This is a genomic window from Acidovorax sp. FW305-C-20-28 (assembly GCF_058783375.1).
Window position 1 is genome coordinate 26,417 of the sequence record NZ_JBYSYM010000006.1, and the last position, 11,747, is coordinate 38,163.

The window sequence follows — 11,747 nt, forward strand, 5'->3', positions numbered from 1 at the left end:
GAACCATGGAATTCTTCAAGAACCATCGCATCGCAGCCCTGCTGGCCGCCCTCGCCCTGGCAGGCGGCGCACAGGCCCAGGGCGAGCTGCCCGGCAAGGGCATCACCGTGCAGCCACTGCAAAGCTCCATTGCCGAAGAGAGCTTCCAGACCCTGCTGGTGGGCCGCGCGCTCGAAAAGCTCGGCTACACCGTGCAGCCCATCAAGGAGGTGGAGTACCCCACGGCGCACGTGGCCATCGCCCAGGGCGATGCCACCTACATGGCCAACCACTGGGACCCGCTGCACGCCGACTTCTACAGGAACGCGGGCGGCGACGCCAAGCTCTCGCGCACCGGCAGCTACTCGCAGAACGCCGTGCAGGGCTACCTGATCGACAAGAAGACGGCCGACCAATACGGCATTACCCGCATCGACCAGCTCAAGGACCCGCAGATTGCCAAGCTGTTCGACACCAACGGCGACGGCAAGGCAGACCTGACCGGCTGCACACCCGGCTGGGGCTGCGAAGGCGTGATCGAGCACCAGCTCACGGCCTACGGCCTCACCGTCACGGTAACCCACGTGCAGGGCAGCTACTCGGCGCTGATCGCCGACACGATGGCCCGCTTCAAGCAGGGCCAACCCATCCTCTACTACACCTGGACGCCCTACTGGGTCAGCGGCGTGCTGCGCCCCGGACAGGAAGTCGTGTGGCTGCAGGTGCCGCACACCGCGCTGCCGGGTGAGCAGGCCGGGGTGGACACGCAATTGCCCAATGGCAGGAACTACGGCTTCATCCCCAACCACCAGCGCATCGTGGCCAACAAGCAGTTCACTGATGCCAATCCGGCTGCCGCCAGGCTGTTCGAAGTGATGCAGTTGCCCGTGGGCGACATCAATGCCCAGAACCTGGCCATGCGCGATGGCCAGAACACGCAGGCTGACCTGGCGCGCCATGCCGATGGCTGGATACGGGCACACCAGGCCACATTCGACAGCTGGATCGCCCAGGCGCTGGCGGCAGCGCGGTAGGCGGCCGGTGTGCAAAAAGTCTCACTCTTTCGGGTGAGTGTGTCTTGCACAGGCCACAAAGCGGGTTCACAGGCTGCAGACTGCCGGGCAAGCGCCACATAATCCGGCCGCTTCAACCCACCTTTCCCGGCCATCGCCTTGTGGCCCACCACACCATGCAATGCCCGCGCTGCAACTGGCAGAACCACGCCTCCTACACCCAATGCTTCAGCTGCCAGGCGCCGTTGCCGGTGGCGGGTGCGCAGGCGGGCGCAGCTCCAGCCCCCGCCCCGTTCGGCTTCCCCACGGCCAAGGCGCCCGCGCCAGCCCCCCGGCCCGCGCCTGCGCCATCGCACCAGGCCGAACTGGTCGAGGTGTTTCCCGGCACCCTGGCGCGCCTGGGCGCCACGCTGATCGACGGGCTGCTCATGCTGCTTGTGCCCATCGCCATGGTGCTGGCCTGGGTGTTTGCCCGCCCGGCCTTCGACGCGGCACCCAACGCGGCCTACCCCGCTGCCTTGGCACTGGCGGTACTGGGCCTGTTCTCTCCCGCGCTGATGGATGCCATGGGCCCTGGCTCGCTGGGCAAGCGCCTGCTGGGCCAGCGCGTCGCCACGGGCACGGGCGAACGCCCTGGCGTCGTGCGGTCCATGCTGCGGCATTTCCTCAAGTACACGCTGACCCTGGGGCTCACGCTGGCCGTGCCCATCCTGCTGCACCGCGTGCTCACCGCCCTGTTCGGCGAGCGCGGCCTGCACAGCTCGATGACGGGCACCTTCGTGGTCTCCAATCGCGCCAGCCATACCGCCATCCAGAAGGCCGTGGCGCTGGAGCGCGGACCGGGCTGGTTCCTCAAGACCATGGTGGTGCTGGGCGCACTGTCGGCCTTCAGCTTTGCGGTCATGGTGGCCGTGGCGCTGTGGAACCAGGGCGACGAGCCGGCCAACCCGCACCGCGAACAGGTGCGCCAGCTGGACAAGTCCGCGCGCCCCGTGCTGCAGTTGGTGGAAAACCACTATCGCAGCAGCGGCGGCTTCCCTGCCAATGCGGCGGCCATCGGCATCACGCAGGCCGGGCAGTTGCCGGCAGGCTTCAAGGCGCTGGCCATCGAGCCCGCCAACGGTGTGGTGCGGCTGACCATTGCCGATGGCACGGGTGAGCCACTGGATGGCAAGCACCTGGTCTACATGCCCACGATGAAGAAGCGCAAGGGCCAGAGCGACCTGGGCAAGTGGCAGTGCGGCAGCGATGACATCGCGCGCGAGAACCTGTCCTTCGGCTGCCGCCACGCGGTGGCGGGCGCGGCGAAGTAGCCCAGCACGGCCTGCGCTGCGGCGCCGTCCCACGCGCGTGCCGAGCGGGCTCCTACGGTCAGGGGGTGCGGGCCGCGGTGTGATCGGGGCATGGCATCGACCCCTTCGACCCCACACAAGACCCGCCCCCGCCTGCCCGGCGGGCTGCGCTATGTGACCACCGCCATGCCGGGCCTCACGCGTGTGAAGCGCGGCAAGGCCTTCCGCTACCGCAGCCCCGACGGCCATTGGGTGGTGGACCCCGAGGAGGTCGCCCGCATCAACAAACTGGCCATACCGCCGGCCTACACCAGCGTGTGGATCTGCCCGCTGCCCAACGGCCACCTGCAGGCCACGGGCCTGGACGCGCGCGGCCGGCTGCAGTACCGCTACCACCCCGAATGGCGTGCCCAGCGCGACGAGAGCAAGTTCGACCGCATGCAGGCCTTTGGCCGGGCGCTGCCGCGTATCCGCGCCCGCGTGGCGCGCGAGCTCCAGGCCGGCACGCGCAGCAAGGCACTCACGCGCGAGCTGGTGCTGGCCACCCTGTTGCGCCTGCTGGACACCACCTATGTACGTGTGGGCAATGAGGAGTATGCGAACACCAACAACTCCTTCGGCCTGACCACGCTGCGCACGCGCCATGCGCAACTGCACGGAAGCAAACTGACCCTGAGTTTTCGCGGCAAGAGCGGCGTGCCGCAGCAGGCCGCGCTGGACGACCCGCGCGTGGCGCGCGTGGTGCGCCGCTGCCAGCAGTTGCCGGGGCAGGAGCTGTTCCAGTACGAGGGCGATGACGGCCAGCCCCATGCCGTGGGCTCGGGCGACGTGAACGACTACCTGGCCGAGATCACGGGTGCCGACAAGGCGGGCGACGCTGCCCTGCGCTTTACCGCCAAGGATTTCCGCACCTGGCACGGCACGGTGCAGGCGCTGGAGCTCACGCGGCTGGCCTGCACCGGGGAGCCCGGCGAGCCCGCCTACCGCGCCAAGGACATCCTGGCCGAGGTCGCGCGCCAGCTCGGCAACACCCCCGCCGTGTGCAGGAAGTCGTATGTGCACCCGGCGGTGCTGGAGCTGGGCGCGCGCCTGGCGTCCGATGCGGGCCCGGGCATGCAGTCGGTATGGGAGCGCATCGGCGGCGCCGCCGCGCCCCGGGGCCTGAGCGCGGCCGAGCGGCGGCTGCTGGCCTTTCTGCGCAATCCGCGCCGCCCGCAGGCCGGCACCCACTGAGCCCCTGTCGCCAAGGTGCCCCATGGGCCGCAGGTGCCCTGGGAGCATCGCTAAAATGCTGCAGCGCGGCAAACGCCGGGCCTTTCTTTCGACTTGCCCCGAGAGCAGCCACCCACCATGCTGGATTCCCTGAGCCACGGCATTGACCGCAATGCACAGCAGCGCCCCTTCCTGAGCCTGGAGGAGCGCGACGCCATCAACCGCGGCCGCTGGTTCGCGGCGCTCACGCCTTCTCTGCGGCACGACATCTTCCGCCTAGGCCGCATCACACGCTATGCGCACGGCAAGGTCATCGTCGAGCAAGGCAAGCTCGCGACCGACTGGTTCACCTGCGCCAGCGGCGCGATCCGTTTCCGGCGCACCACGCCCTCGGGCAAGCAGGTCACGCTGGCCTATGTGGAGCCCGGCATCTGGGTGGGCGAGGCCGAGGTGCTGCACCAGGGGGCCAACACCTACGATGCCCATGCGCACGGCCCGACCACCGTGCTCAGCGTGGCCGAGGCCGTGTTCCGCCAGCTGCTGCGCGAACACCCTTCGTTCGGCGAAGCCCTGCTCACCCTGCAGGCGCGGCGCATGCGCTACCTGTACTGGATGATGGAGGACATGGCCACCCTGCCCCTGCGCGCACGGCTGGCCAAGCAACTGCTGCACATGCTGCGCCGCTTCGGCGAGCGCGCCGCAGTGCCCGGCACGCGCGGCGCCATCGGCCTGTCGCTGGTGCAGGACGAACTGGCCCAACTGCTGGGCGGCTCGCGCCAGCGCATCAACATGGAGCTCAAGTGGATGGAGCGCGAGGGCATCATCGGAATCCACCAGCGCGACATCGTGGTGCACAACCTGCCCCAGCTCGAAGCGCTGGCGCAGCAGGAGTCGCTGGCCCAGGATTGAGGCCTCAGAGCGGATCACAAAACTCAGCGAAGCGGTTCTGGCCAGGCGCTGCGTCGCAGGCAGTACGGGTAGTACGACAAGACGCAGCAACGACGCCAGAAGAGTTTTGTCAGCCGCTCTTACTGGAAGATCACCAGACCCTGGTCGGCGATCACCACTGGGTAGTCACCCACGGGCAGGTTCTTCACCTGCACACTGTTGGCACCCGCGTTGTTGTTCAGCACCACGCTGGTGTCCGTGAGCTGGTAGACACTGCCGTCGAGCAGGTCGGCAAAGCGCGGGCGCAGCGTGCTGCTCTGCGCATAGCGCGCAAAGTGGAAGCCCGAGCAGTTGATGGTGATGGGCGCGGTGCCCGCCGTCGCCGTGGGCAGCTCGGTGGTTTTCTTCCACACCACCAGCAGGTTGCGCACCACGCCCGCATCGTTGCGGGTGTAGGCATGCACCGTGTGGCCGTAGGGCGCGGTGCAGCCGTGGTTGGCTATGCGCTGCAGGCGGTTGTCGAAGATGGCCGTCACGTTCTGGTAGGAGCCATAAGCGATCTTGCGGGCCTGCACCGTCTGGTCGCCGTTCTTCGGGCCCGAGGCCGGGTTGGGGTTGTACTGCCAGGTGCCCGTGCGCAGCAGCCCCTTGGTGTTCTTGGTCGAGTCGTAGTGCAGGTCCACGATGGTGAAGATGTTGGTCTCCATGCCGCGCCAGAAGTCGCCCAGCATGCGCCGCAGCATGTACTTGGCCTGGTTCGTCTCGTCGAAGGCCGCGCCCTCGCACAGCGCGAAGTACTGGCACGCGGTGGAGGGTGCACCGTTTTCGCCCTGGCGCAGCTTGAAGCCTCGGCCTTCGACCAGCGTGCGCAGCGCATCGAACTTGGTGAGCTGGGATGGGTAGGAGTCGTAGTCCGGCAGGCCCCAATAGGGGTGGAAACCCACCGAGACGTCGGCCGCCGGCACGGTGGCGCCCTTGTTGTCGGCAAAATAGTCCACCACCGACTTCGCATACAGGTAGCCGTCGGACGTGGCCCCGCCCAGCACGCCGGTGGTGAAGGAGCCGATGGTGATCTTGGCGCCCGGCTGGATGCTCTTGATCAGCTGCGCGGTCTGCACTGCCAGTTGGGCGTAGTCGGCTGCGGGCACATGGCCATCGGGCTCGTTCCAGATCTCCCAGTCCGTGACCTTGACCGTGGGCTGGTTGTAGCGTGTGACGGTGGCGCGCACGAAGTCCAGCCACTTCTGCCGCCCGGTGCCCGTGGGCAGCACACCGCCCAGGCCTTTGGTGCCGCAGTTGGTGCAACCCGCCTGCTCGTTGCCGTAGCCCAGGAACACGAAGGGCTTGACGCCCTGCGCGCGCACGCCGTTGACGATGGTGTCGAGCTTGCTGAAGTCGTAGGTCGCGGGGCTGGTGATCACCGGCTCGATGAAATGCCAGCCCGACTGGATGCGCACCTTGGAGGCGCCCAGTGGCCCCAGGTAGTCCTTCCAGTTCTCGAAGGTGCTGTAGCCCCGGTCGGTGGTCTCGCCGCCGATGCCGAAGGGGCTGGTGATGCCGGCAGCCACCATGTCGGCCGTGCTGCGGGGCTTGACCTCGCCGATGAGGCCGAAGCCGGGCCCCGGCTGGGCGAAGGCGGTGCTGGCGCAGGCGGCGAGGGCGAGCGCCTGGGCGGTGGTTTTCAAATTCCAGATCATTCTTGTCTCCTGTAGTCGTTCTTGGGTGGCCCGCGGGTGTGCAAGGCCAGGGGTGGTTGCGGGAAGTGCTCTGGGTGGGTCAACTCCTTTCCGGTGGAAAGCCCGCCAGCACCCAGGCGGGTGCACTCTGGTAGGCCACGGGCCGCAGAAAACGTTCGCAGGCGTGCAGCCCCACCGAGGTGGAGGCCGGCTGGGTGGACGAAGGCCAGGGGCCGCCGTGCTGCTGAGCGCGCGTGACCGCGACCCCGGTGGGCACGCCACCGAAGAGCACACGGCCGGACCGGGCCGTTGCCACGGCAACGAGTTGCCGGGCCAGGGCGGAATCCGCCTCGGCCCCCCAGAGGGTGGTGACCAGCGCGCCCGCCATGGACGCGAGCACGGGGGCCAGTGCGCTTTCGTCCTCGCAGACGACGACCAGCACCGCCGGCCCGAAGATTTCGTGGCGCAGCGCTGCCTGGTCCGCCTGGCGCATGAAATGTTCGGCCTGCACGGTGGCAAGCAGCGGGCCCATGTGCTCGGGTGCGGGTTCCACCAGCACATGCACGGCGGCGTTGCGGCGCAGGGCCTGCGCCGAAGCCAAGTAGGCCTGGGCGATGGCCGGGGTGAGCATGGGGTGCGTGGGCGCCGCCGCCAGCTGCCGGGCGAGTTCACCGATGAAACGGCGCGGCGCCTCGCCATCGGCCAGCACCACTACGCCGGGGCGTGTGCAGAACTGCCCCATGCCCAGCGCCACCGACGCCGCCAGCTGGGCCGCCAGCGCCTCGGGCGCCTGGGCGGCAAAGGCTGCGGGCAATACCGCCAGGGGATTGACCGAACCCAGCTCGCCAAAGAAGGGAATCGGCACGGCCCGCTGCGCGGCCAGGGCCTGCAGTGCCAGTCCGCCGCGCTGGGACCCCGTGAACGCCACGGCCTGGATGGCAGGGTGGCGAACCAGCGCGGCGCCGTGCTCCACCGAAGCACCGTCCACCAGCCCCACCAGGCCGCTGGGCAGACGTTGCGCCTGCAGCACCTGCTGCACCCGGTGGAACACGGCGCGCGACAGGCGCGGGTGGGCTGGGTGGGCACGCACCACCACCGGGCAGCCGGCGGCCAGCGCCGACGCGGTGTCGCCCCCCAGCACCGAGAACGCGAAGGGAAAGTTGCTGGCCGCAAACATGGCCACCGGCCCCAGGGGGACGAGGACGCGGGCCATGTCCGGCCGGCCGCGCGGCGGCGCCCCGTCCAGCGCGCCGTCGTGCTCCACCGCGTGCAGGCGCCCCGCGAGCACCAGGTCTGCAAAGGCGCGCAGCTGAAAGCAGGTGCGGTCCAGCTCCCCGTTCAGCCGTGCGGCGCCCAGATGGGTTTCCTCATGCGCCAGCGCCACCAGGGGCTCGCGGTGCTGTTCGAGCGCCAGGGCCAGCGCCTGCAGGAGCGCGGCCCGGGTCGGTAGATCGCTGGCCGCCCAGAGCGGGGCGGCGAGCGCCGCGTCGGCGGCAGGATCATGGGAGAAGATGGGCGATTCGCAATGCATGGCGGAGACGGTGGCGGTAGCGGTGTGGAATGGAACGGTCGGCAACGGGCAGCACGCGCACCCTCAACGGTGCGCGCGCAAGGCCTTGGCAAGCGCGCAGCGGCGCCTGGGGTGTCAGAAGTTGTGCTTGAGGCTCAGGTCGAACAAGGTGGTGCGCGTGAGCTTGTCCTGCTTGGCGCTGCCGATGTTGGCCAGGATGGACGTGCGCTTGCTCAGGAAATGCTCATAACCCACCGACAGCTTGGTGTTCGCGTTGCCGGGGCCTTGCGGGTCCAGGCGCGAGACGGCCAGCTTCACCAGGTGGGTGGACACCGGCACCCGTGCCGTCAACGAAACGTTGCTGCTGTCCACGTTGTTCACCTTGGAGCGTGCGTACAGCAGGGCCGGGCGCACAATGCCGAAGTCGTACGACGCGGCGGCCATCCACATCTTCTGCTGGTCCGTGGTGCTGTCGTAGGCCGTACCCACATAGAGCGGGCCCGCGCTGTACTCGATGTTGGCGCCCGCGCTGTTCGAGCGCGTGCCCTCGCCCGCACTCCAGGCGACGTTGGTCGAGAAGCCGCCCCAGGTGGCGCTGCGCAGGCCGATGGTGTTGTCGCTGCGGATGCCGCTCACCGGCACGCCGTAGTTGGCCAGCAGATGGCGCTGGCCCGGCGTGGCCACCGTGTCGAAACCCCAGGGGTCGGCCTTGAGCGCCACCCAGAACGCCGGGATGTACTCGCGCCCCGCATACACCGTGCCCCAGGCCTTGGGAGCGCCCACATACACATAGGAGCGCGCCTCGAAGAAGGGGTTGTGCGCCAGGCCCGTGTCGGCATCGAAGCGGTGCTCCATCTGGAAGCCCGCCTCCAGGCCGCCGCCCAGGTCCTCCACCCCGCGAAAACCGATGCGCCCGGCCGAGCCCTGGCGCACCTGCCACATGTTGGCGGCAGGGCCGGCGGGGCTGATGCCGCCATTGGTGGGGGTGGTGCCGCCGTTCTGGTGGAACACACCCAAGTCGACGCGGCCATAGATGGTCACGGACGACTGGGCCAGGGCGGGCAGGCAGGCCAGGGCGGCACAGGCCAGCACGCCGTGGCGGACAACGGTGGTTTTCTTCTTCATGTCTCAAGTCTCCTTGGGGTTGTGAACCGGGCTGCTATCCCGATGTTCTGGATTGTGGATTTTAGATTTTATAAAATCTGAAATGGAGTATATACTGGCAACATGGACGCACTCAACACCCCCACCTACATTCGTTTGCGTGAACAGTTGCGCAATGACATCGTCGAAGGCCTCTGGGCCCTGGGCGCCCACATCACGCTGACGGAACTGGCCCGGCACTACCAGGTGAGCCAGAACCCGGTGCGCGAGGCGCTGCTGCAGCTGCAGGGCGAGGGCGTGGTGGCCATGCGCATGAACCGCGGCGCCGTGATCCCCACGGTGGATGCGCTCTACATCAACCAGCTCTACAAGATCCGTGGGGCCATCCAGTCCATGCTGGCCGCCGACGCGGCTGCGGCGGCCAAGCCGGCCGACATCGACACGCTGGTGCACCTGGAGGAGACGCGCCGAAGCGCAGCCGAGCGTTCGGACATCGCCGCCTGCGTGATCGCCAACCGCGAGTTCCACCGCTACATGGACGGCATCTCGGGCAACCGCATGGCGGTGGAGATGCTGGAAGGCCGCTCAGCGCTGGTCGACGCCGTGCGCCGCAGCAAGGGTTATGGCGGTGAGCGCCTGGAGATGGTCACGCTGCAACACGCCCAGATGATCGATGCCCTGCGCGCCAGCGATGGCAAGGCCGCCGCCGCGATCGCGCTCGAACACGCCGAGATGTCGCGCAAGGACCTGCTGGCCATGCTGCCCGCCCCGTAGCGCCCCTTTTTTTCCCCAGAACTGCAATGCTGCACTCCCTGCCAGACAGGGAGCGGGATTGCCTACGCCCAAAAAACCTGAAGGAGACACCACCATGACACCCCGATACTCCCGCCGCCTGACGCTGGCCGCCCTGGCGGCACTGGGTACGCTGGCAGGCGCCGGACCCGCGCTGGCGCAGAAATTCCCGGACAAGCCGATCACGCTGTACATCGGCTTCGCACCCGGCGGTGGCGCAGACACGGTGGCGCGGGCCCTGGCCGAAGAAATGGGCAAGAACCTGGGCCAGCGCGTCATCGTGGACAACAAGGGTGGCGCCTCGGGCAACATCGCCACGCAGACGCTGCTGAACAACCCTGCGGACGGCTACTCGCTGGTCTTCGCGGCCATCCACTTCGCCACCAACCCCTGGATCGGCGGCGTGAAGTACGACCCCGCCAAGGACTTGCAGATGGTCTCGCAGATCACCAGCGTGCCGGTGCTCATGGTGGCCTCGACCGAAAGCGGCATCAAGACACCGGCGGACGCCGTGGCCCTGGCCAAGCGCACGCCGGGCGGCGCCAAGGCCGCGTCGGGTGGCGTGGCCACCTCTTCGCACCTGGCCATGGAGCTGTTCAAGCGCGAGATGAAGGTCGACATGCTGCACATCCCCTACAAGGGCGGTGCCCCGGCCAACCAGGACCTGATGGCAGGCCAGGTGGACCTGATGTTCGACCTCATGTCCGGCTCGCTCAAGGCCACCATCGATTCGGGCCGGGTCACCCCGGTGGCGGTGATGCAGGCCAGCCGCATCCCGTCCCTGCCCAACGTGCCCAGCGCCGAGGAACTGAAGCTGCCGCGCGGCACGCACATCCGCAGCTGGCAGGGCATTGCCGTCAAGGGCGGCACGCCCGCCCCCGTGGTCAAGCGCCTGCACGACGCGGTGGTGGCCGCTGCCACCAGCGAGCCCTTCCGTGCCCGCGTGGCGCAGCTCGGCTCCGAGGTCGTGACCAGCGGCAAGCCCGAGGACTTCCAGGCCTTCTACCTGCGCGAGCTCGCGCGCTGGCAGACGGTCGTCAAGGATGCGGGCATCAAGCCCGAGTGAGAGCAAAGGAAACCCATGAAGATCCAGGAAATACGCTGCCACCTGATGCAGGCGGGCGCCCCGCCGCAGACGGGGTGGACGGGTACCGGCAAGTCGGCCCTCGCAACCTCGCGCAACTGGCTGTTCGTGACCGTGCGGGCCGACAACGGACTGGTGGGCACGGGCGAAGGCTCGGGCTGGCCTCGGGCCGTGGCGGAAGCGGTGCAGGACCTCGCGCATGTGCTGGTGGGCGAGGACGCGCGTGGCATCGAACGCCTGTGGCAGCGCATGCGCGTGGCCTGCATGGGCCATGGCCAGACCGGCGTGGTCGGCATGGGCGCCATCAACGCCATCGACATGGCGCTGTGGGACTTGAAGGCCCAGGCGTTGGGCGTGCCCCTGTATGAGCTGCTGGGCGGCGCCACGCGCAGCAAGGTGCCGTTCTACGTACATGCCGCCACACCCGAGGCGGCGCTCGCGGCCGTGGCAGCGGGCGCGCAGGGCATCAAGGTGGGCGGCATCGCCAAGGTGGTGGAGCGCGCCCATGCCGTGCGCGCCGCCATCGGCCCCGACATTGACCTGATGTGCGACCTGCACGGGCCGCCATGGCTGGCGCCGGCGGACGCGGTGGCCATCGGCCGCGAGCTGGAGCCGTTAAAACTGCTGTTCCTGGAGGAGCCCGTCGCGCCCGATGACATGCGCGGCTGGCGGCTGGTGCGCGACAAGGTCGCGCTGCCGCTGGCCGGGGGCGAGCGCCTGGCCACGCTGCAGGACATGCAGCCCTTCCTGGCCGAGGGCCTGCTCGATGTGGTCCAGCCCGATGGCGGGCGCTTCGGCGGCATCACGCAGATAAAGAAGCTCGCCGGCATGGCCGAGGCCTTGTCCGTGCTGGTGGCGCCCCACTCGGGCTCGCTCGGGCCCGTGGCCGAGGTCGCCATGGTGCACCTGCTCAGCGCCATCCCCAACGCGCTCATCCTGGAGCGCATGGACCCGGACTGGGAGGGGCGCCCCCAGGTGATGGACAGCGGCCTGCGCGTGGAACGCGGTTTCCTGCAGGCCAGCGCGGCACCAGGGCTGGATGTGCGCCTGCGCGAAGACTTCATTGCCGAACACCCGAGCCAGCGCAATGTCGCCCTGGCCACCGGCGGCTGGAATGCCGGCACCGACCACGAATCTGTTTACCTGCAAGCGCGTCGCCCCCGGGCACGCATCGGACGAGACCTGAAGAACCCATGA

General features: G+C 68.7%; 10 protein-coding genes. 7 read left to right on the top strand and 3 right to left on the bottom strand.

The features are described from left to right. The first annotated feature begins 5 nt into the window (after nucleotides 1–5). From proX to AC3WOH_RS09055, 4 genes are all read left to right on the top strand, one after another. Nucleotides 6–1,013, top strand: coding sequence for a glycine betaine/L-proline ABC transporter substrate-binding protein ProX (gene proX, locus AC3WOH_RS09040; RefSeq protein WP_492229030.1), 1,008 nt, complete (start codon nucleotides 6–8; stop codon nucleotides 1,011–1,013). 155 nt (nucleotides 1,014–1,168) lie between these two features. Further along, nucleotides 1,169–2,305 carry an RDD family protein gene (locus AC3WOH_RS09045; protein WP_492229031.1) on the top strand — a complete coding sequence of 379 codons (1,137 nt, stop codon included), beginning with the start codon at nucleotides 1,169–1,171 and terminating at the stop codon, nucleotides 2,303–2,305. 90 nt (nucleotides 2,306–2,395) lie between these two features. Further along, on the top strand, nucleotides 2,396–3,517 hold the full coding sequence (locus AC3WOH_RS09050) for a DNA topoisomerase IB (RefSeq protein WP_492229032.1): 1,122 nt from the start codon (nucleotides 2,396–2,398) through the stop codon (nucleotides 3,515–3,517). Nucleotides 3,518–3,634: 117 nt separating this feature from the next. Further along, complete coding sequence (locus AC3WOH_RS09055; RefSeq protein ID WP_492229033.1) at nucleotides 3,635–4,405, top strand: Crp/Fnr family transcriptional regulator; 771 nt, start codon at nucleotides 3,635–3,637, stop codon at nucleotides 4,403–4,405. Nucleotides 4,406–4,524: 119 nt separating this feature from the next. Here the strand turns inward: AC3WOH_RS09055 and AC3WOH_RS09060 are convergent, their stop codons facing one another. The 3 genes from AC3WOH_RS09060 to AC3WOH_RS09070 form a co-directional block, all read right to left on the bottom strand. Next, complete coding sequence (locus AC3WOH_RS09060; protein WP_492229034.1) at nucleotides 4,525–6,081, bottom strand: hypothetical protein; 1,557 nt, start codon at nucleotides 6,079–6,081, stop codon at nucleotides 4,525–4,527. A gap of 79 nt (nucleotides 6,082–6,160) precedes the next feature. Further along, entirely contained in the window at nucleotides 6,161–7,591 is a 1,431-nt protein-coding gene (locus AC3WOH_RS09065; protein ID WP_492229035.1) for an aldehyde dehydrogenase family protein, read from the bottom strand. A gap of 114 nt (nucleotides 7,592–7,705) precedes the next feature. Further along, the gene (locus AC3WOH_RS09070; protein WP_492229036.1) at nucleotides 7,706–8,695 is read right to left on the bottom strand and encodes a porin; all 990 of its coding nucleotides are present in this window, start codon (nucleotides 8,693–8,695) and stop codon (nucleotides 7,706–7,708) included. Nucleotides 8,696–8,797: 102 nt separating this feature from the next. On the opposite strand from AC3WOH_RS09070, the gene AC3WOH_RS09075 reads away from it, so the two are divergent. From AC3WOH_RS09075 to AC3WOH_RS09085, 3 genes are all read left to right on the top strand, one after another. Continuing rightward, nucleotides 8,798–9,448, top strand: coding sequence for a GntR family transcriptional regulator (locus tag AC3WOH_RS09075; RefSeq protein WP_492229037.1), 651 nt, complete (start codon nucleotides 8,798–8,800; stop codon nucleotides 9,446–9,448). A gap of 94 nt (nucleotides 9,449–9,542) precedes the next feature. After that, a complete protein-coding gene (locus tag AC3WOH_RS09080) occupies nucleotides 9,543–10,532 on the top strand; it encodes a Bug family tripartite tricarboxylate transporter substrate binding protein (RefSeq protein WP_492229038.1) in 990 nt (329 codons plus the stop codon). A 15-nt stretch (nucleotides 10,533–10,547) separates the two neighbouring features. Continuing rightward, nucleotides 10,548–11,747, top strand: coding sequence for a mandelate racemase/muconate lactonizing enzyme family protein (locus AC3WOH_RS09085; RefSeq protein WP_492229039.1), 1,200 nt, complete (start codon nucleotides 10,548–10,550; stop codon nucleotides 11,745–11,747).